We start from the raw sequence: 21,454 nt of genomic DNA, 5'->3' as shown, positions 1-21,454 counted from the left end.
TGCTAAAAATTATATGCACAATTGAACGTAAAGTCAGGTACGGAGCCGAACTTACAAATGGCGGAACAAATCAAAAGCATAGACAGAAAAGACCTTAAACCGGGGATGTTCGTGCGCAGTTACGGACGCGGGACATTTCAGGACCCTCTTGTCGAAGTTGGCAGATTCATAGAATCCTACGACGATATAGCCAAATATCTCCCGGACAGTACGTCAAAAGTCGAAATCCTCACAGACAAGGTACTTCCTGAAAAGAAAAAGCACTCGGAAAAACCGGCTAAAAGTGCGGATGAGGCATCCAGGCTTCTTGCTGCCGCGCTGCCGGCGGCAAGGCGTATTCATGATGAATCCCTGAACTACGCCAGAAAATTCATAGACAATGTCCGGCACGGAAAAACAATAGAGGTCGAAGAAGCAGAGCCCATCATAAATCAGGTCATAGACAGCATTTCGGAAAATGAACCGGCAGCCCTCACCTTGGCGTTCCTCAAAAGATATGACGAATATACGTACACGCACAGCATAAATGTAAATCTGTATGCACTGCTGCTCGGCAAGGCGATCGGTCTGGACAGAGAAAAACTGAAAAAGCTCGGGCTGGCGGCCATGTTCCACGATGTGGGCAAGGGCCGAATTCCCGGCAAGGTGCTCAACAAACCCGGCAAGCTGACGGACAGCGAATTCGCGGTGATGAAGGGGCACCCGCTGCTCGGACTGAAGGTGCTGAGCCAGGTTCGCGGGCTGGAGAACGATGTCCTTCGCGGAGTGGTCGAGCATCATGAAAGGTATGACGGCAATGGATATCCACGACAGTTGAAGGGAGAAGATATCCACCCCTTCGCCCGTATAATAGCGATAAGCGATGTATATGATGCGCTGACCAGTGTCCGTGTTTACAAGGAGGCCATGACTCCGGCCAAAACCCTCAGCCTGATGCACAAATGGAAGGGTACCGACTTCGACCCTTCATTCCTGAACAGATTTATCCGGGTAATGGGCATATATCCCCCCGGAACCATGGTTCAGCTTGAAGACAAACGTTTTGCCCTTGTTCTGGAAACGAATGCGTCCAGCCCGCTGAAGCCCAAGGTAAAAGTCCTTTTCAACCGCAGGATGCAGCCAATCCCTGCAGAATGCATTGATCTGTCGACATACAGGCAAGACGGAAAGGAACTGAAAGTTCTTCGACAGCCGGACCCATCGGAGCTCGGGGTGGACCTGAAGCAGCTATCCAGATTTCTGGCCTGACATTCTATCCGCGCCAGCGATCTATCATTATGAAAAACAATCAGCACTGCGGATATGATCATCTACATATTCAGTGGAACAACATTTTAATGAGCGGTTTACAATCTTGCATATATGAAAAACATTTTTCCCTGCACTGTCATATTGCAACTTTGTTTTACAGGGCTCTGAAACAGCAGGTGTCAGTCAACCACAGTCAGTAATTTGCAGTTGTTTTCGGAGGGGTTGTGCAACATTTTTTCAATGCGCTAAGGACTGTTGCCGGTCTTTTGGCGATAATACTTTTTCTGTTTATATGCCCCGGTTCTTCATATGCGACAGCACCGGAAGAACCTGCTGTTGCATCCCAAACGGAAACACGGACTTTTTTCACCTCCACAGCCAGGGAACACCGGGACGCAGCAACACACATCATGGCAGACGGCATGTGGACCCGCTACACAGGTTTTGCCCAGCTTGCCGGACTTCTTCTCATCGCGGTCATTCTTGTTTTTGTCTGGAACAGAAAACTCTCCAAGCTGAACGAATCACTGAATGCAGAAGTTGCCGGCCGCAGACGGATGGAAAGCGTGCACAAGGTTCTGAACCGCATTGTTCTGGCTGTCACAGGAGTTTCCGGTATAGACGAATTCTACTCCATAGTTCACGCCCAGATAAACAGCCTCATGCCCGCCAGAAACATGTTTATCGCCTTCCACGACAAAGAGACCGGACTCGTAAGCTACCCCTACTTCGCAGATGAAAACTCATCCCCCCCTCTGCCGCACAAAATGGGAAACGGACTTGTAGACCACGTAATCAAAAGCGGCACACCGCTGTTCATGAACAGACGGTTAAACCCGGACTCCATTCAGGACGAAAATGAAGCAAAGACCGCATGCTGGATAGGCGCTCCCCTGAAACAGAAAGGAGAATCCGTAGGAGTAATTGCCGTCCGCACCTATGATCACGGGAAAAGGCTCGGAAACGCGGATCTGGAAGTGCTCGTTTTCATATCCTATTATGTAGGTCTTACCCTTGAGCGGCTACGGCTGCTGGAGGAAAGAAAAAATCAGACCCATGCCTTGAAAGACAGTGAGGAAAGGTTCAGGAGCCTTTTCGAAGATTCGGCCGAGGCAACATTGCTGCTGGAAAATATGACCATAACGGGATGCAATACCGCGGCCTACAAGCTCATGGGCATGGATTCGAAAAAGGAAATCATCGGACGGAGCCCTACGGAATTTTCACCCGAAATACAACCAGACGGCACCACTTCAGCAGCCCAGATTATCCGGATAAGAGAAGAAATCAAAAAAAATGGAGGGGCCCGTTTCGAATGGACCATGACACCAAAGGAAGGGTTGAAATTCCCTGCCGAAATTCTGATCACGCCGATTGCATGCAGCGGCAGACACATCCTGCATATGGTCATAAGGGATATCACGTCACGAAAATCCAGAGAAGAAGCAATCCTCGAACGGGAAATCAAATACAGAGCCCTGTTTGATTATGCCAGTGACGCCATCATTCTTTTCGACTGCCGCCACTGTCTGGTAAGCGCCAATCCGGAAGCGGTTTCCATGTTCCGCTGTGAATCTGAAAAAGACATTCTTTCATGTTCCCCCGATAGCATCATGCCTCAGGAACAGCCGGGCGGAGTTCCATCCCTGCCGCTGTTCAGGAACAGAATGCGCGCTGCCCTTGAAACAGGCAGTCTGGACTTCGAAACCGTATGCAGCCGCCTTGACGGAGAAATTTTTCAGGCCTCAGTGCGGGTCAGAAAACTGGTCGTCAACGGCGAAATTATCCTCCAATGCACCATTAATGACATAACTGAGCAGAAAAGAGCACGGGAAAAAATAGAAAGGTCCGTCTCACTGCTGACTGCAACAATCGAATCCTCGGCAGACGGGATACTTGCCGTGGATGCCGAGGGGAGAATCGCGGCCTGGAACAGCCGTCTGGCATCCATGTGGAATCTTTCCGAGTTTGATCTCAATCTGGGCAATACCACCAATATTTATACCCTCATTGAAAACCAACTGGCAGAAGCATCTTCCGGCTTCAGAGAAATATGGACCGGGACACAGGATGTTGAAACAGGGCATCCGGAAGAAATGTTTCTCACCGATGGACGCATCATAGAGCGCTATTCCAATCCGCAACGCATAGGCCGGGACATCGTGGGAAGAGTCTGGAGCTTCAGAGACGTAACCGAACGCAGAAGGGCGGAAAAAGCCTTACGTGCCTCCCACAGACGCCTGAACGATATCATTGAATTCCTCCCGGACCCGACAATAGTAATAGATACGGAAGGGACTGTCGTGGCCTGGAACAAGGCCATTGAAGAAGTAACCGGGGTAAGCAAGGAAGAAATATTGGGAAAGGGAGATTATGAATACGCCCTGCCTTTCTATAATGAAAGACGCCCGATACTGGCCGACTGCGCCCTCAACGACTTCAGGGATATTCCATCGGAAATATACGATTCCGTGGAAATCAAAGGAAGTGCCCTGTACGGAGAGATTTATACCCCCAGCGCGTTCGGTGGAGACGGAGCCTATTTCTGGGGAGTTGCCGGTCCGCTGAAAGATGAAACAGGAAAAGTCGTGGGGGCCATTGAATGCATGCGCGACGTTACCGAACGCAGGCGCGTGGAGCAGGCACTACATAAAGCCAAAATCGAAGCAGAGGTGACCACCCGGACAAAATCCGAATTTCTGGCCAATATGAGCCATGAAATAAGGACCCCTATGAACAGCATCATCGGCTTCGGAAATCTGCTCAGCAACACATCCCTTGACGGCAGTCAGGAGGAATTTCTGGAAAAGCTCCTCTCCTCAGCGGATTCTCTTCTTTCGATAATTGACGATATCCTTGACTTTTCCAAAATTGAAGCCGGAAAAATAGTTCTGGAGCAGGTTGAATTCGATCTGGATGATGTTCTGGAAAAAATCTGCAACATGCTCATCATGAAGGCAGAAAACAAAGGTATTGACTTCGTTCTAGCCGTTGATGCGAATGTTCCGCACAGGATATGCGGAGACCCGTTGCGGCTGGAGCAGATCCTCACCAATCTGGTAAGCAACGCAGTGAAATTCACAACCAGAGGAGAAGTCGCGCTCACTGTTTCCGCCACGGAAAAGACAAACGGCAAAGCAGCAGTACAATTCAACATAAAAGACACCGGAATAGGCCTGAACCCGGATAAGGTGGACAACCTTTTCAAACCTTTCACCCAGGCCGATGCTTCAATTACCCGTAAATACGGAGGAACAGGACTGGGGCTGGCCATAACCCACAGCCTTGTTTCCCGCATGGGCGGCGACATGAGAGTTGAAAGCGAACCGGGCAAAGGCAGCTGTTTTTCATTCTCATTGGACTTTTCCGTGGTGGAAAACACTGCTGCATTTCAACTTCCGGAACAGACTTCCGTACAGCAGGTACTGATATCCGGAACCAACCCGCTTATGCTGCAATTCATAAGCGCAACCCTTGAAAACATGTCCTGCAAAACGGTCCGAGGTTCTTCATTGCAGGATATCGTTGGAGCCCTGCGGGAATCATTGGAAAGCGGGAAAGGCTTTGATCTTATTTTCATTGATTTCAGAAACGATGATTTACAAGGTTTGGAAACGCTTTCAGCCATCAGGCAATCAGCAGGCTGCGAAAACATTCCGGTAATTGGGCTGCTACCGGTTAATTGCGATGAGGACATGCGCCAAAAGGCATTCGACCTGGGCGCTGAAGCCTTTATCACCAAGCCCGTAACCAGGTGCAATCTTTACGAGTCTCTTTCCGGATCATTACCGGTTGATTCCCCGGAGAAAAAGCCCGTTGCCGCCCCAGCCCCCCTTCCCCCCACAGTAGGAAAAACTGATACCCTGGCACTGCTGGTTGAGGATAACGAACTGAACCAGCAGGTGGCAAAACGCATGATAGAAAAATTCGGGATAGGGGTGGATGTTGCCGCCAACGGGCGCGAAGCATTGAACGCCCTGCGTGATAAAGCATACGACATAGTTTTCATGGACATCCAGATGCCTGAAATGGACGGACTGACTGCTACCAGACTTATCCGTGCGGACAAACGGTATGAGACCCTGCCCATCATTGCCATGACTGCACACGTAATGCCCGGAGATCGAAAGAAAAGCCTGGATGCTGGAATGGCAGAACACCTGACAAAACCCATTAAAGCGGAAGAACTCGAACGAGTCCTTAACAGATTCCTGACCGGAACGTCCCCATATGTACCGGAACATGACGTCAGCAAGGTGTCTGATGACTTTCTGCCGGAACTGCCGGGCCTGGACTGCGAGGAAGGTCTGAAGAATATTGGCGGCTCCAGAAAGGGGTACGAAAGGGTTCTCATGGGTTTCAGGGCCGACTACGGAACGGCTTCTACCAGAACTGCAGAACTGATCGAATCCGGCAGGTTCAAGGAAGCGGCAGCACTACTGCACAAAATGAAAGGTATTGCCGGAAACATCGGTGCTACCAGACTTTATGACATCTGCAGAATCCTTGAATGCGACATTCAGGAAGAAAACATAAACGCTATAAGGTCCGATTTCGAACTGTTCTCCTCTGAACTTCAACTTATAATTGACGGTTTGGGCGGGATGAAAAATATTTTTAATTACGGGGATGTGAAAAACAACCCGGACATCGATAAAATTTCCGACACCGTCCGCTCGCTATATGAAATGCTCCGGGAGGGAAACGCTGAATCATGCGATATGCTTGATCAGCTTAAATACCACTTCGCTCCGGGCCTGAACAAACACCTCCTGGACCGACTGACCGGAAACATCCTGAATTACGACTTTGACGAAGCGTGTACCGTGCTTGAGACTCTCTCGGCAGAATTGGAAATAGGCCTTACTTAGAAGGTGATACAATGGATGATAAATCGAAAATCCTGATTGTGGACGATGAACGGCTGAATCTGAATATTCTTTCCGACCTGCTGAGGCCGGATTACAAGGTTGTTCTTGCCAAAAACGGCGCTCAGGCAATGGACCGCATTAATCATGAACCTCCTCCGGACCTGATTCTGCTGGATGTGCTTATGCCCGACATTGACGGGTACGAAGTCATGCGCAGGATCAAGGAAAGCGAACAGACCAAAAACATACCGGTCATATTCATTACCGCCCTGAATTCAAAACAGGACGAAGCCCGAGGTCTGGAAAGAGGCGCAGTGGACTATATCCGCAAACCGTTCCATCCCCCCATCGTCAAGGCCAGAATAAAAAATCACCTGACCATAGCGCGGCAGAGAAAGCTGCTGGAAGGACTGGCCAATCTGGACGGTTTGACGGAAATGCCCAACCGCAGAAGCTTTGAGATGGCCCTTGAAAAGGAATGGCGGCGCTGCCAGAGAGCGGGCGAAGTTCTTTCGCTGGTCATGCTGGATGTCGACTGCTTCAAGCAGTATAATGACAACTACGGGCACACCTCCGGAGACGATGTCCTCAGAAAGGTCGCCCGTGTCCTGCTCAAGGAGGCCAAAAGGCCGGCCGATATAGCCGCCCGTTACGGAGGAGAGGAGTTCGTCATAATGCTGCCGGAAACCAATGCGGCGGGGGGAAGGTATATCTCAGAAAGGATACGCAGCATGATAGAGGCTCTGGATATCCCCCATGAGCACTCATCCGTAAACAGGGTGCTGACTACCAGTCTCGGAGGAGTTACCCTGCTTCCGTCAAGCGCTTCCGACCCTCAGGACCTTACGGTCGCCGCCGACTCCATGCTCTATGAAGCCAAACACAGAGGCCGGAATCAGGTCTGCTGGACAGACCTCACACTTTAGGATTCAGCATGATTCCAGTGTGCGCTGAATGAATTCACCCTTGGCATCAGTATAGTTTATGCGGTCGTTTCCGTATTCCCTGCTCAACCTTATTTTCAATGCAGCATAATCTGCGGCCACATCGGGGCGGCTTCTCAGGATATCCCGAAACTGCAGTTCCGCGTCCTTGAAACCCGGCCTGCCGAAGTGGAGATGATGCGTGCGAATCCCCTGATTATTTCTCTTGATGCACCATGTAAAATACGGAGGTTCGTTCCTCTTGCCCCTGGGCCGCCAGAAACAGTCGTATCCCTGAGGTTCAAGTATTTCCGGGACAAGCTGGCGGGCTCTGTCTTCGTCTGTAACCTCAATAACCATATCCACAATCGGTTTTGCTGCCAGTCCTGAAACGGATGTCGACCCGAAATGTTCAATACGGATTATCAGTTCGGCCGGCAGACATTGGCGAAGATGCTTTTCTTCAGCAGCAAAACGATCCTGCCAGACAGGGTCATACTCGGAGATTTCAACTGACTCGCCCGTAACCCGTTTAATTTTCTGCTCCAGAGTCTCCTTTGCCATGATGCTCCATCCTCGCTTTTCGACTTTCACACGTTAAAAAAACTATTGATCTGCCCGTGCCACACGACTGAAACAACAAGGCCGCCGTATGAATACGGCGGCCTTGTCCCATATCTTAAGAATCCGTCCCGGCCCTTTCGAAACGCTCAGGGCCGAATCTTCAAACTGATTTCAATTAACCCATCGGGCTGTTTTCTACAAGGTTCCAGATTCCGCAGGGGCATACATTGGCGCAGAAACCGCAGCCGATACATTTGTCCGGATTGCAGGCCATTTCAAAATCCTTGCCTTCCAGTGCCTTGCGGGAAATAGCTGCCTGAGGACATACTGTTTCGCACAATCCGCAGTCGCGGCAGGAACCGCAGGAAGAACATTCCTGCGCGCATTCCTGAACATCCTTGAACTCGGTCAGGCGGGGATCGAAATACTCAAGGGTCATCCTCTGGTAGTCGATAACTTCCTTGGGCTCTGCGGGAGGACGCTTACCGGTGAAGATCTCATCCATAGTCTCCGCAGCATGGCGACCATGACCGATGGCATGGGTCAGCAGGCCGGGGCGAACAGCGTCCCCGATGGCGTACACACCGGGCTCGGTGGTCTGGTAGTCTTCGTTGACAACAATATGTCCGCGGTCAAGAGCGATGGTATCCGGCAGAAAATCAATATCCGGGGTGTCACCGATGGACATGATGACCGTATCTGCGGGAAGAACTTCCCCACTCTTGAGCACAACACCTTCTGCGGTGATTTCCTGAGTGAAGCAGGGATACCGGAATTTGGCTCCGGCTTCCTCGGCCTCTTTTCTTTCCTTTCCGAAAGAAGCCGGTTCCTGGATATCGATAAGCAGGATATCCTTGGCTCCCAGACGGGAACACTCAGTAGCTACGTCGCAGCCGACGTTACCGGCCCCGATGATAACTACACGTTCTCCGACCTTTGCGGTTCCCTTCATGGCTCCCTTGAGAAAGTCCAGAGCAGGAACTATGCGTTCATGGCCGGGCAGAGGGATGATGCGCGGCTTCTGGGCACCGATGGCCAGCACAACGGCATCATTGTTTTCCCTGAGTTCGGCAAAATCATCGGCAGTAAGTTTTTTCTGCAGGTGCACATGCGGAATAACCTTGGCTACACGATCAAGCTCTGCGTCGAGTACTTCCTTGGGGATACGGCTTGAAGGAATGGCGGAAGAAATCTTGCCGCCCAGTTTCTCGGCCATATCGTAAACCACGGCTTCGTGGCCTTTGCGTCTGATCTGCCATGCAACGGATATCCCTGCGGCACCACCGCCTATAACGGCAACTTTTTTGCCGGAAAGGGGCGGCAGTTCGGGAACCGGGCTTTTCACGCCGGCACGTCCGAGCTTGGTGATATCCACGGAAAGCATGTCCTTAACGCCGCGGGTACAGCCTGTCATACACAGGTTGGGGCAGAGATATCCGCAGACAGTAGCAGGGAAAGGAGTGTATGCAAGAGCAAGGTCCACTGCCTCGTCCACAAGACCGTCACGGACCATCTGCCAGCGCTTCTGCACGGGCATTCCGGTGGGGCAGGAGGACTGACATGGAGCCTGATATTTGCGGTTTTCCCAGACAGGTACAAACCTGCGCAGTTCGCCGGTAGTGATCAGGGGGATCGGCGAACGATCAAGATCGGTCAGATCTCCGATAAGACCGCCGCGTCCGAGTTCCTCATCCCATACCTGGCTGCGGAAATCGGCCATGGAACGGCGTTTACGCCCGGTCTTTTCAAAAGGAGTCTTGGCGCGGATAAGCTGCCATTCCTTTCTTTCGGTAATGGCATCGTAAACCTCGGGCCGCCCGATTCTGGCCAGATTTTCCTTGAGGTTGGTTGTCAGCCATTCCCAGTCGGCATCGCTGATGGGCTCAAGGATTGAGTCCGCAGTGGAAAATTCACCGTGGGGTCCACGCACGAAAATACGTCCGCCGACCATGCCGACACAGGGACGGAATCCCAGAACGTTTGCGGGGTTCTGAGCTTCGTAACCGCAGACCACGGCGGTTCCGCCGGCCATGAACTCGGCAAAGTAATCGCCGACCGAACCGAGAACCCAGAGTTCCGGCTGGTCAAATCTCGGGTTGGTCTTGGTCATGGTCATGCCGCGGGCACCGAGGTTCCCGGCGACAAGGACCTTTCCCTGAGCCATGGCGTTGCAGGCACCGTTAGATGCGTTGCCGAGTACAATAATCTCGGCTCCGGCGTTAAGCCAGCCCACGTCTTCGGAAGCCGAACCGTGGACGGTGATGGTGGTGCCGGGAAAGCCCTTGGAACCCAGACGCTGCCCGGAAGTCCCGATGACATCTATCTCAATTGGTTCCTCTTTTGAAATCCATAACCTTCCGCCGATGCCGTGTTGGCCGAGGGCGTTTATCTCAAGCCTGCGAGCCCCGTCGGCAACCGCTTTCTGAATCCGTTCCTCAAGGATGCGGGATTCAACACGGACGCCTTCTTCAAGGCCGCTTATGCATATTTTTTCTGTTGCCATTTTTAATCTCCGTATATCGTGAGCTGTTGTTAAACCACGTACTTGATGCCGAGTCTTTCAGCAGCATCACGGTCACTGATACCAAGCGCGTCCGACATGCCGATAGGCAGTGAGGTGGAGCGGCCCAGAGGGGCGATGATTTTCTTGAGTTCAGTGTTAAAGCTCAGATAGAAGTCAACAACCCGTTCGGCTACCTTTTCGGGGTCCAGACGGCGATAAAGCCTCGGATCCTGAGAGGTGATACCTTTGGGGCACACGCCGATATTACATACGTTGCAGCGATCCTTTTCGGAACCGAGGCAGCCTGCGGCGGCCTGCATAACGTATTTTCCGACCTGAACGGCACTTGCGCCGAGCATGATCAGAGCGGCGGCGTTGGCCGCAAGGTTTCCGGACTTGCCTATACCGCCGCCGGCAATGAGCGGCAGTTCGTTCTGCTTGCCGGTTGCAACGAGTGCATTGTAGCAGTCGCGGAGGTTGCTGGCGATGGGGTGTCCCATGTGGTTCATGGAAACATTGTATGCAGCCCCGGTTCCGCCGTCCTCACCGTCAATGGCAAGACCTGCGGCATAGGGGTTGCGGGTCAGGTTGTTCAGAACCGCCATGGAAGTGGAGGTTGCGGAAATCTTGGGATAAACCGGAACCCTGAATCCCCAGGCCATGCTCATGGACTGGATCATCTTGGCAACGGATTCCTCGATAGAATACTGAGTCTGGTGAGTCGGAGGGCTCGGCAGACTTACGCGTTCGGGTACGCCTCGGATGGCTGCGATGAGCTTGTTGACCTTGTACCACATGAGCAGTCCGCCGTCTCCGGGCTTGGCTCCCTGACCGTATTTGATCTCAATGGCGCAGGGATCGACTTTCATTTCGGGAATGGCGTGGATGATTTCATCCCAACCGAAATAACCGGAAGCGATCTGAAGAATTACGTACTTCAGGAATCTGGACCGAAGCAGTCTGGGAGGACAGCCGCCCTCACCCGTGCTTATCCGCACCGGCATGTTCAGTTCCTCGTTGAGGTAGGCAACACCCATCTGCAGCCCTTCCCACATATTGGGGGAAAGCGCGCCGAAGGACATGCCGCCGATTACCAGAGGATAAATCTCACGCACCGGAGGTTTCCAGCCGTGCTCCTGATAGGTCTTCAGGCTCTCTTCGGGAGACTGGACGCGTCCGAGCAGGGTGTTCAGCCGGAATTCATGGCGCCCTGCGTCCAGTGCGGGGTCAGTCAGCATGGAGATGCGGATGAATTTGATCTGGTCCAGCAGGGATTCGCCGGAATTGCGGCGTCCGCCTCTTGTTCTGGGATTGCCGCCCCGGTCTATGTGGAATTTCTGCGTGGTGGAAAATTCCTCACGAGTGGGGGCAATGGCATTATTGGGACAGACCATGTTGCACATGGAGCAGCCGATGCAGGCATATGCGGGGTCGGTCTTCTGACGGATGCCGTAAAAAATTGAATATTCGTTTTCGGCCTTGGTGCGCAGGCTGGCGGGAGTCTTGATCTCGCGCTTGCGGAATACGCCGAGCTCAATGGCGTTAACCGGGCAGACAGAGGTGCAGCGACCGCACTGGGTACAGAGATTCCTGTCCCACTTTATCTGCCAGTTAAGGTCTTTGACGCTTAAAGTTGACGGGGTAATTGGTCTTTCTGTGAGCATGTGATTATCTCCTTGCAGTCGGGTCCGACGATTACTGTATCAAGATGCATGGGCTGGAAGTCCTTGGATCTGTCACGATCCGGTATGGCGGCATCGAGCCCGCACACTTCAGACGAGAATGCGTAGATTCCGTCTTTTCCGCCGACTATTCCGGGGCGAAGCTTCTTGCGATCCTGAACCATGAACATGGAACCGTCATCAAGCGTTCCGATGATACAGTTGGGGCCGTCAATGATCAGCTTGCGACAGGACCTCTTGATTGTTGCCAGAAACTCACGGTCCGGGTGGTCGGCCATTTCATGATCCATGAGCGGGGTGATCACGTGCTTGTAGGCACTGATATCAAGCCCCAGCCGCTTGGTGGTGAAATGTGCGATATGAGTGAAAACCTCGGAGTCGGACTGGTAACCGCTGTAACCGGTCACATTGCGGGACTGCAGGTACTCTCTGATAGGCGTAAAGGCGGTGTTTTCACCGTTGGTCATGGATGCGACGCCTTCTATGAAGAAGGGGTGGCAGGCATAAAGGTTGATGGCATAGTTGGTATTCTGCCTGCCCTGGGCCAGAATGCGCCGGGCATAAATATTGGGGTTGGCGTCCAGCTGCAGATATTCGCCTATCTCAAGCGGATCGCCTACTTCCTTGACAATGATAGTATCCGGCCAGAAGGAGAAGACCATGATGTCCCCGTCTTCTTCACCCATTTTGCGCAGTTCAAGGCGCATCTCAACAAGCTTTCGTCCCTGCTGTGCAGGAGTCAGCGAAGCCCACCCCTTGGGCACCTTGTAGGCAATAGCCGCGTATGTTCCGCGAACGGGAGTTCCTGCAGGCGGCTCGGTTTCCGGATTATAAAGAATGCTGTACTGGGACTTGAACCCGTGGTCCATGGTGTACTGTTCCAGCCTGCGCAGCCCTGCTTCCGTAAAAATACCGGACAGGATCGGGCAACCTCCCAGTTCCTCCTCAAAACGACCGCCCAGTCCTCTTAGACAGAGCCCCACGCCGGAGCCGTCATGCCCTTCTTTCATTACATTAAGAGCATTGACCGCAAGCATGGGTGAAATCGGATCGCGACTTGTAAGCGCAAATAAACGGCACATATTGTCAGTTCACTCCATGATTATAAGGTTCAGCACATTGCAGCAGTCGTATTTTCGAAGGATTTTCGCGGGCGGAAACACCGGAACCGGAAATCGCCATGGCGAGCTGCTGACTTATCTGGCTTTAAAACAGCCCTCCTCGCTCCAATCAGCTCATTTCGGATTCAGCAATGTGTGCCACCTGTTTTTTTACATTTTGAGTTTTTTGGACTCTCAAAATTGGCACAACGGTTTTTCCGTGGTCTGAGATTGAATCTAAATCAGGAAAAAAAGGGTCATTTTTTGAAGATTAGAGCGATTCAGGAAGGTCACAATGGCAGAAAAAAACAAATTTGGCAAACAAAAATACGAAAATGAAGTTTTTTTGACCGGAACCGCAGTCTTCCCATACCGCTAAAAGCGAATCCCAAACAAATTCTATGCGGCAACACAATCAACACCCTTGAAAGCAATCTAGACACAACACCATAATATAAAAGGATTAATCTACCAAAAAAGCTATACACACATCCGATTAATCAGCCTTGCTTTTGATTAATAATCCGCCATGAAACCTGGAAATTATCCATAACCAATTTTATCAAATAGTATAAAATTTTTCAGTTTTGGCGACCACAACACATACGGGCGACCCCACTTTCGAGCACTGGAGAAAAGCACTGCCACTAGGTATTGAAAGCCGAATAAGCTCGTTTTTTACCTCCACGCCCAGCGCTTTTCAAGAGAATAACAATATTGTAATTTTGCAGGGGTAATTTTGTATCAAACTACAAAAATGTACGCATCAAAATTTACAAGCAAAAAAGAAGGAACAATTTGCGAAAACACGACACAAATGTTAAAAACAAAATCAATTTTGAGTAATCCGTATTGTTTCAAGGCTCGACTAAAACAACATAGAAAATTAAGCTAATCGGGCCAAAAGAAGAATATATATCGCATTTTACCAAGGAGACAAGAAGTGCAGCACACTGAGATAAGGGAAATTTTCGAGGCCTACTTTGAGAAATACAAAAAGACCGAGGGAGACCGCTCTTCATGGTCTGCGGTATGGCTTGAAAGCAGCCCCAACGGAACCCTTGAACTGAACATGACAAAATGCCCTGCCGGGACGACTTTCAAAATCTTCGTCAACAGAACAAAAATTACCGAGGTCATCGGCTGGGATGCGTTTTTCCCCGCAATGAACATGGTAGCTGAAAAACATCCCGGACTATACGATGCAGAAAAGCTTTTCACGGACATGAAATTCGTAATTTAATAGGCGCTGAGCGACCACTGGAAACAAATATTTCCAATGGAATAAAAAAGCAATATTATTTTTGCATGCAATGACAGCAAATTAGCTCAACCCGGTAAAAAATGTTTCCAAATTCTGATTTGCTTTCTCCGCATAAAGAAGTACCTTTTTGCTTCTCTAAGCGGACAAAACCGGGGCAAAACAGGCCAACACCCTGTTTTTACATTTTTTTACTAACCATGTGAAAAATTTCATAAACATGGTCCCGCCCAGCCTGATTTCATCGTAGCCCTGCAATAGAAGATATCATACAACTAAAATTCCTGACCAGAAGAGGAGACGCCATAGGCTTGATGACCCTTTTCGTGTCAAAAATATAATTATTTAAGCATATTAAACGATATATTATTTAATACACTTATACTTGGCGCAATACAGATGAAAATATTTCCATCAATAAAGCTTTCCCACCAGGGTATTGGTACATTATTTGTATTTGTAACACGATCACACGACAATTCCGAACGGCATACCAGCAGATTTTGTTCACAAACAAAATCAACAAGTTATATGCCGCATAAAAAATCTGAAAATATATAATTTCCTCCAAAATGAACACATGCGGGTGAGACAGACTGACAGGATCAATGTTCATAAGATTCTTGTAATGCACGAACCTGCAATCCGGAAAAGTTTTTTCATTCTGCAATGAAAGCAGCACAGAATTCTTAACATCGCCAACAGAGCTCAGAAAAATGGTTGAAAGCAAAAAATTCAAACTTCTCTTCAAGGATCGGATTGGAATTGTTTTTGATATAACCAGACTCATGCTGGAGCATGAACTGAACATCATCTGTATGGAGGTGGAGCAAAAAGACGGATTTGCGCAGATATCTGTCGAACTGGACAACAGCGAAAACAACATAGAGACCACTCAAATGCTCAGCCTGTTTTCCACCCTGCCGGGAATTGAAAGCCAGTCCAGACTCAAAAGACTTCCCCAGGAAAAACGGGAAAAATGGATCAGAATTCTGTTTGACGGGATGAGCGAAGGAATCATTTCCGTTAATTCAAAGGGACTTATAAACACCGCTAACAGCGTCGCCTGCCGAATCCTCGACCTGCCATATGAGGGCATAGTAAATACACACATCAGTGAAATTTCTCCGAAGAACAACATCCTGATGGAATGCATGGAAAAAAGAGTTCCGGTAAGCAGAAGGAAATCCGCTGTAACCAGCACCGGAAGAGTGGAATTCTACGGATCAGCCAAGCCTATTCATGACTCACAGGGAGATTTTGTCGGCGCGGTACTGCTGATGAAAGACCTGAAGGAAGTAAAAGCCATGGTCGATGCGGTCATGGCACCTATTGAAATAAGTTTTGATGACTTCATAGGCAACAGCCCGGCAATCCTGAACCTGATCACCTTTGCCAAGAAAATTGCAGAACTTGATACAATAGTCTCAATTACAGGAGAAAGCGGCACCGGCAAGGAACTGTTCGCCAGGGCCATTCACTACGAAAGCGGAAGAAGCGGACCCTTCATTCCCATCAACTGCGCAGCTCTCCCTGAGCAGTTGATAGAAAGCGAATTATTCGGATATATCGACGGTGCGTTTACCGGAGCCAAAAAAAAGGGCAAACCGGGCCTGTTTGAGGCCGCCCGGAACGGGACTATTTTTCTTGATGAAATTGGAGATATGCCCCCGGGACCGCAGGCCAAAATCCTGCGGGTCCTGCAGGACGGCTTTGTTCGCCGCATCGGCGGAGTCGAGGAGATACCGGTCAATGCGCGCGTAATTACCGCTACAAACAAAAAGCTCAACGAGATGGTGGAAACCGGTGATTTCCGGGAAGACCTGTTTTACCGCATCAACGTGCTGACCATACAGATTCCGCCCTTGAGAGAAAGGCTCACCGACATACCGCTGATGGCAAAAACGTTTCTTTACCAGTTCAACCGGAAACTGCAGAAAAAGGAACAGACAATCAGCAGGGAAGCGTTCAAGAAACTGGCCGCATACAGCTGGCCAGGCAATGTGCGGGAACTGCAGAATGTAATTGAACGGGCCGCTATAATCAGTGATTCCAGCCAGATATCAGCCGAATCCATCCACCTGAATACACAGCCGCTGTGCTGCGGGAAGGTGTGTCGTACATCGACCCCGGCAAACGAGGATTTATCAAATGATGAATCATCGTTGAAAAACAGGGTTGCAGATTATGAGGTAAAAATCCTGCTAGAAGCGCTCAATTCCACTCCCAGCATCCGCAAGGCTGCAACATTGCTAGACATATCGCACACTGCTCTGCTCAAAAAAATTGAAAAACATCAATTGCGTAATGAAAGCAAGGTATCCCCGTGGGAGGCCCCAGTCACAGCGGAAGAGGATTTTCACTAGACTAATCATTGATTTCTGCTTCCACAGGCTTCAGACATCTTCCCCTTCTTTATCGAGCAGTTCCGCCTTGTGCTGTTCTGATATATTTCCTTTATTTATCAAACTAATACGTTATAATTTTGAACTTTATACGACTGCCATCGCTTGCGGTACGAATTCGTACCAATAGTGCATGCCCTGATTCAGCAGGGTATGCCCATACCGCCACCAAATGGTAACCACTCATACCACAATCCTCTTTTTCGTTTCCATTTCACTGATCCATTCACAGGCATGACTAGAATTAATTATGCCAACTGCAACTTAATAACATATTAAATTTTAGCAGGTTACGATCAGAAAACGACGACACCAGAAGTTCACAAAGCCTTTGGCACGCGGCTTGCCTTAGGGGGGCAGTCAACAGTTCTAATGCTGCTTTCAACTGCCCGACGAGCATGCGGGTAAAAACAATTTAATAAGGAGAATTGTAATGAAAGTCGGAATCCTGAAAGAAATCAAATCTGAAGAAAACAGAGTTGCCATGACCCCTTCCGGTGTCGAAATCATGATTTCCAACGGTCATGATGTAATGGTGGAAACTGCAGCCGGGGTGGGCAGTGGATTTTCTGACGACGACTATGTAGCAGCCGGGGCCAAGATCATCGCAACCCCCGCGGAAATCTACGGCGACTGTGAAATGGTCATGCACGTCAAGGAACCGCAGCCTTCCGAATACGACATGGTACGCGAAGGACAGATTGTTTTCACATATTTCCATTTTGCCCCGGACGAACCGCTGACCCGTGCATTCATCAAAAACAAATCAATCGCAATTGCATACGAAACCGTTAAAGGATGTGCCGGAGATCTTCCCCTGCTCACTCCCATGAGTGAAGTTGCCGGACGCATGTCCATTCAGGAAGCAGCAAAATACCTTGAACGCTACTTCGGCGGAAGAGGACTTCTCATGGGCGGCGTTACCGGTGTAGCTCCTGCCAACGTGGTAGTGATAGGCGGCGGTGTTGTAGGCACAAACGCAGCACTCATGGCCTGCGGACTCGGCGCAAAAGTTTATCTGCTCGACATGAACCTTGAAAGACTGCGCTACCTTTCCGAAGTGATGCCCAAGAACTGTTTCCCCATGATGAGCAGCCCCGCACTGCTCAGAGAACTTGTTCTTGATGCTGACGTAGTTATCGGTGCTGTTCTCGTGGCCGGAGCCAAGGCACCGAAACTCGTTACCAAAGACATGCTCAAATCCATGAAAGACGGAGCTGTAATCGTCGACGTTGCAATCGACCAGGGCGGATGTTTCGAAACTTCCAAACCCACCACACACGGTGATCCCGTCTTCGAAATCGACGGTGTAATCCACTACTGCGTTGCAAACATGCCCGGTGCCGTTCCTGTAACCTCTACCATGGCTCTGACCAATGCAACCCTCCCATATGCCCTCGAAATTGCGAACAAGGGATGGAAGAAAGCCGCTATTGAGAATAACGCAATCAAAACCGGTTTGAATATCGTAAATGGCAAAGTTACCTACAAGGGGGTTGCAGAAGCCTTCAACCTTGACTATGTCCCGGTAGACAACGTCCTGTAACAGGGAACAGCGGATATTGCGCGACTACGCTCATAAAGGAGTATGCATCAAATAAACCAAGGGGATTATATGGAATTTATGACTTTACTGGATGGATTGGTGGGAAAAGTCGGGGCCTTCGCATGGGGACCTCCGATGCTTGTGCTGCTTGTCGGTACCGGCATATGGCTCACCTTCGCACTACGAGGTCTACAATTCAGAAAGCTGTTATACGCACTCTACCTTGCCTTGATCAAACGCAAGGAAGAAACCGATGAACCTGGTGATATCACTCACTTCCAGGCCTTGATGACGGCCCTTTCGGCAACAGTTGGAACCGGTAACATCGCCGGTGTGGCCACTGCAATAGCCGTTGGCGGTCCCGGAGCTCTGTTCTGGATGTGGATAACCGGACTGTTCGGCATGGCAACAAAATACGCCGAAGCTGTCCTGGCTGTTAAATACCGTGTTGTCGATGAAAACGGTGAAATGAGCGGTGGTCCCATGTACTACATCTCACAGGGCCTCAAAATGCCCTGGCTCGGAACCGTATTCGCCATCTGTGCCTCCGTGGCCGCATTTGGAATAGGTAACATGGTCCAGTCAAACTCGGTTGCCGATGCAATTGAAGCAACATATCATATATCCCCTTTCGTGACAGGAATTGTCCTGATGATCTGCACCGCTGCCGTAATACTCGGCGGAATCAAAAAAATAGGTCAGGTAACAGGATTATTCGTTCCGGTAATGATCTTATTCTATATGGGTGGGGCCGCTTACATAATACTTGAACGCATTGCCGATGTTCCGGCTGCTTTCGCACTTATTGTGGAACAGGCTTTCAGCCCCACGGCTGCTGTCGGCGGATTTGCCGGTGCATCTATTATGCTCTGCATCCGGATGGGAGTAGCCAGAGGCGTATTCTCAAACGAATCCGGCCTGGGAAGCGCACCTATCGCAGCTGCAGCCGCACAGACCAAAAGCCCGGTTACTCAGGCTTTGGTGTCCATGACCCAGACCTTCATCGACACACTGGTTGTCTGTACCATGACCGGACTCGTCCTGATCCTCACCGGGGTATGGTCCGGTGGAGCAACCGGCGCGGAATTGACCACAATAGGTTTCTCCAGAGGATTCAGCGGCGGAGAGCATGTCGTAACTATCGGGCTGGTTCTCTTTGCCTACTCAACAATACTCGGCTGGAGCTACTACGGAGAGAAGTCGATTGAGTACCTCCTCGGTATCAAGGCCGTGCTGCCATATCGCATTCTATTCATCTGTTTTGTAGGGATCGGTGCGGTGGCAAAGCTCAGTCTTGTCTGGAACATCTCGGATACATTAAACGGTCTGATGGCAATCCCCAACCTCATAGGATTGCTGCTGCTGACTCCTGTAGTAGTTTCTGAAACCCGCAAGTACTTTGCGGCCGACAAATCCGGCCAGCAAACTGCAGAAATGGGCAACTCAATGGTTTCTGAGACCTCAGACTAATTCTCAAAGTCCTCAGCACAACCTTCCGACCTCCTCCCGGATTTTCCGGGAGGAGGTTTTTTGCTTTTAGGCTTTATCCAACTAATTTTATTAAATGATGACTAGCGGAGATCGATTGGATAAAAAGAAGAAACACTATTTCAGGAGAGATCACATGGCAGACTATAAAGAATATCTTAGCAGGCTTATGGCCGGAGAGCCGGTCGACAATCCGTTTCTCGATTTCATGGGAATTAAGGCAGAAGAAGTAGGTGAAGGCTATGCCAGATTCAGTATGGAAATAAGACCTGAATTCCTTCAGGGAGCCGGTAATATCCAGGGTGGGCTCTCCATAGCATTTTCCAGTGAAACTGCAGCACATGCAGCAATGACCACTCTCTCACCCGGCGAAAATGTCACTACCATTGAACTTAAAAACAACTTTCTGTCCATGGCGTCAAAAGGCAAATTGACTGCCGAGGCAACAGTTTTCAAACGCGGTCGGACACTCATCATCGTTGACTGCATAGTACGCAACGATCAGGGAAAACCGGTATCCCGCAGCAGCGCCACACTCATGGTCATAGCGCCGCCGGCATGATCAGAACCGCTTCACGCAATTGATTATTCACTTGTGCCGCAGGCAGCCAAAGTAGAGAATCCACCTCTGCTCTCCGCATCCGTAGGACTCGAAGCAAAGCTTCTTGCCGAAGGGCTGATAGGCCTCCGGACTCTATTATTGTCGCCTCTGAAGTCCCTGCGTGTCCTTTCCCCCACTCCAAACGCCGAAAAGCCCGCACAACTTTTGTTGTACGGGCTTTTGCAGAAACAAAAAAGTCCTTGCGACGACCTACTTTCCCACCAGCTACCTGGCAGTATCATCGGCGAAGGAGGGCTTAACTTCCGAGTTCGGAATGGGGTCGGGTGTGGCCCCTCCTCAATGGTCGCAAGGACAAATATGTTGATCCGTAAGGATCGAAATATATGTCGAATAGAGAACCCTGATAACTTTAACCTTCGGGTTAAAGTTATAGGGAAGAGAAGAAAGATAAGTCGCACGATTTATTAGTACCGGTCAGCTGAATGTGTCACCACACTTACACTTCCGGCCTATCAACCAGGTGGTCTACCTGGAATCTTCAGATGCTAAAGCATAGGGAGAACTAATCTCAAGGCAGGCTTCCCGCTTAGATGCTTTCAGCGGTTATCCCTTCCGAACTTAGCTACCCTGCAATGCCGCTGGCGCGACAACAGGAACACCATAGGTTCGTCCACCCCGGTCCTCTCGTACTAGGGACAGACCCTTTTCAATTCTCCTACGCCCACGGTAGATAGGGACCAAACTGTCTCACGACGTTTTAAACCCAGCTCGCGTACCACTTTAATCGGCGAACAGCCGAACCCTTGGGACCTGCTTCAGCCCCAGGATGTGATGAGCCGACATCGAGGTGCCAAACCGCATCGTCGATGTGAACTCTTGGATGCGATCAGCCTGTTATCCCCGGCGTACCTTTTATCCTATGAGCGATGGCCCTTCCATGCGGGACCACCGGATCACTAAGACCAACTTTCGTTCCTGCTCGACATGTCTGTCTTACAGTCAAGCTCCCTTATGCCTTTGCACTCGACGGCTGGTTTCCAATCAGCCTGAGGGAACCTTTGCAAGCCTCCGTTACTCTTTGGGAGGCGACCGCCCCAGTCAAACTACCCACCAGACACTGTCTCCAAGCCGGATAACGGCGTTGGATTAGAATTCAAGAATATCAAGGGTGGTATTTCAAGGATGGCTCCACAGACACTGGCGTGCCCGCTTCAAAGCCTCCCACCTATCCTACACATGATAGCCCTAAACCCAATGTCAAGCTATAGTAAAGGTGCACAGGGTCTTTCCGTCTTACC

The 21,454-nt window shown here is 50.2% G+C and carries 12 protein-coding genes and 2 rRNA genes (1 of these 14 running past the window's edge); 8 read left to right on the top strand and 6 right to left on the bottom strand.

Going from position 1 to position 21,454, the window contains the following annotated elements; genetic code table 11:
- Positions 1-57 precede the first annotated feature (57 nt).
- The 3 genes from ACKU4E_RS15825 to ACKU4E_RS15815 all read left to right on the top strand — a co-directional run bounded on the left by ACKU4E_RS15825 (position 58) and on the right by ACKU4E_RS15815 (position 7,048).
- On the top strand, positions 58-1,248 hold the full coding sequence (locus ACKU4E_RS15825) for an HD-GYP domain-containing protein (protein ID WP_320172046.1): 1,191 nt from the start codon (positions 58-60) through the stop codon (positions 1,246-1,248).
- 227 nt (positions 1,249-1,475) lie between these two features.
- Positions 1,476-6,122, top strand: coding sequence for a PAS domain S-box protein (locus tag ACKU4E_RS15820; protein ID WP_320172045.1), 4,647 nt, complete (start codon positions 1,476-1,478; stop codon positions 6,120-6,122).
- Between the two features lie 11 nt (positions 6,123-6,133).
- The gene (locus ACKU4E_RS15815) at positions 6,134-7,048 is read left to right on the top strand and encodes a diguanylate cyclase domain-containing protein (RefSeq protein WP_320172044.1); all 915 of its coding nucleotides are present in this window, start codon (positions 6,134-6,136) and stop codon (positions 7,046-7,048) included.
- 3 nt (positions 7,049-7,051) lie between these two features.
- On the opposite strand, the gene ACKU4E_RS15810 is transcribed toward ACKU4E_RS15815, so the two are convergent.
- The 4 genes from ACKU4E_RS15810 to ACKU4E_RS15795 form a co-directional block, all read right to left on the bottom strand.
- Positions 7,052-7,609, bottom strand: coding sequence for a GrpB family protein (locus ACKU4E_RS15810; protein WP_320172043.1), 558 nt, complete (start codon positions 7,607-7,609; stop codon positions 7,052-7,054).
- A 175-nt stretch (positions 7,610-7,784) separates the two neighbouring features.
- Entirely contained in the window at positions 7,785-10,112 is a 2,328-nt protein-coding gene (locus ACKU4E_RS15805; protein WP_320172042.1) for an FAD-dependent oxidoreductase, read from the bottom strand.
- A gap of 29 nt (positions 10,113-10,141) precedes the next feature.
- Entirely contained in the window at positions 10,142-11,776 is a 1,635-nt protein-coding gene (locus tag ACKU4E_RS15800) for a glutamate synthase-related protein (protein ID WP_320172041.1), read from the bottom strand.
- Positions 11,740-12,876, bottom strand: coding sequence for a glutamate synthase (locus tag ACKU4E_RS15795; RefSeq protein ID WP_320172040.1), 1,137 nt, complete (start codon positions 12,874-12,876; stop codon positions 11,740-11,742). Before ACKU4E_RS15795 ends, ACKU4E_RS15800 begins: the two co-directional genes overlap by 37 nt.
- Positions 12,877-13,837: 961 nt before the next feature.
- Between ACKU4E_RS15795 and ACKU4E_RS15790 the strand changes: the two genes are divergently transcribed.
- From ACKU4E_RS15790 to ACKU4E_RS15770, 5 genes are all read left to right on the top strand, one after another.
- Positions 13,838-14,137 carry a hypothetical protein gene (locus ACKU4E_RS15790; RefSeq protein WP_320172039.1) on the top strand — a complete coding sequence of 100 codons (300 nt, stop codon included), beginning with the start codon at positions 13,838-13,840 and terminating at the stop codon, positions 14,135-14,137.
- 734 nt (positions 14,138-14,871) lie between these two features.
- The gene (locus ACKU4E_RS15785; RefSeq protein ID WP_320172038.1) at positions 14,872-16,521 is read left to right on the top strand and encodes a sigma 54-interacting transcriptional regulator; all 1,650 of its coding nucleotides are present in this window, start codon (positions 14,872-14,874) and stop codon (positions 16,519-16,521) included.
- 472 nt (positions 16,522-16,993) lie between these two features.
- Positions 16,994-18,106 (top strand): alanine dehydrogenase, encoded by a 1,113-nt coding sequence (ald, locus tag ACKU4E_RS15780; RefSeq protein ID WP_320172037.1) that lies wholly within the window; start codon positions 16,994-16,996, stop codon positions 18,104-18,106.
- A gap of 69 nt (positions 18,107-18,175) precedes the next feature.
- Positions 18,176-19,576 (top strand): sodium:alanine symporter family protein, encoded by a 1,401-nt coding sequence (locus tag ACKU4E_RS15775; RefSeq protein WP_320172036.1) that lies wholly within the window; start codon positions 18,176-18,178, stop codon positions 19,574-19,576.
- A gap of 154 nt (positions 19,577-19,730) precedes the next feature.
- On the top strand, positions 19,731-20,156 hold the full coding sequence (locus tag ACKU4E_RS15770) for a PaaI family thioesterase (RefSeq protein WP_320172035.1): 426 nt from the start codon (positions 19,731-19,733) through the stop codon (positions 20,154-20,156).
- A 236-nt stretch (positions 20,157-20,392) separates the two neighbouring features.
- Here ACKU4E_RS15770 and rrf read toward each other — a convergent pair.
- A 5S ribosomal RNA gene (gene rrf, locus ACKU4E_RS15765) occupies positions 20,393-20,507 on the bottom strand.
- A gap of 92 nt (positions 20,508-20,599) precedes the next feature.
- Positions 20,600-21,454 (bottom strand): 23S ribosomal RNA (locus tag ACKU4E_RS15760); it runs 2,079 nt beyond the window's last position.

The sequence above is a fragment of the Maridesulfovibrio sp. genome (genome assembly GCF_963677005.1).
Classification (GTDB): Bacteria; Desulfobacterota; Desulfovibrionia; order Desulfovibrionales; family Desulfovibrionaceae; genus Maridesulfovibrio.
The sequence above is the reverse complement of the archived record's forward strand: the minus strand, read 5'-3'. Positions and strand labels throughout refer to the sequence as shown.